2 pseudogenes are annotated in these 685 nt (G+C 70.7%); one reads left to right on the forward strand and one right to left on the reverse strand.

Annotated features, from left to right (window positions below):
- Positions 1-386 (forward strand): annotated as a pseudogene (locus tag A5622_RS29955) (VWA domain-containing protein); the annotation flags it as partial.
- A gap of 32 nt (positions 387-418) precedes the next feature.
- On the opposite strand, the pseudogene A5622_RS29960 reads toward A5622_RS29955, so the two are convergent.
- Positions 419-673 (reverse strand): annotated as a pseudogene (locus tag A5622_RS29960) (VWA domain-containing protein); the annotation flags it as partial.
- Positions 674-685 lie beyond the last annotated feature (12 nt).

Raw genomic sequence — 685 nt, forward strand, 5'->3', positions numbered from 1 at the left:
CTGGCCGCCGCGCTGGTGTTGCTGACCACCGCGATGGCGGGGCCGACGTCGGACGTCCGGATTCCGCTGAACCGCGCGGTCGTGATGCTGGTGATCGACGTCTCGGAGTCGATGGCGTCCAACGACGTGCCGCCCAACCGCCTGGCCGCGGCCAAGGAGGCCGGCAAGCAATTCGCCGACCAGCTGACCCCGGCATCAACCTCGGCCTGGTCGGGTTCGCCGGCACGCCCTACCTGCTGGTCCCGCCGACCCCGCAACACCAGGCCACCATCGACGCGCTGAAGAAGCTGGATTTCGCCGACAGCACCGCCACCGGCGAGGCCATCTTCACCGCGCTGCACGCGATCAGCGCCACCGCGGTCGCCGGTGGCGACAAACCGCCGCCGCCCATCACCGAGCCGACCGTCGCGATCGCCTGTAGCGCGGTGAAAATGCCTTCCCCGGTAGCGGTTTTCGGGGCCGGCGCCAAGCTGTCGATGCCCGCCTTCACCGCGCCGCGGTTGGTCGTCGGCGGGACCAGCAGGTAGGGCGTGCCGGCGAACCCGACCAGGCCGAGGTTGATGCCGGGGGTGAGCTGGCCGGCGAACTGGGAGGCGGCCTGTTCGGCGGCCTTGAGCCGGTTGGGTTCGACGTCGGTCGCCCGCATGGACTGCGACATGTCGATCGCCAGCATGATGACGGCGCG

The sequence above is a fragment of the Mycobacterium sp. 1245801.1 genome, assembly GCF_001673055.1.
Lineage (GTDB): Bacteria > Actinomycetota > Actinomycetes > Mycobacteriales > Mycobacteriaceae > Mycobacterium > Mycobacterium europaeum_A.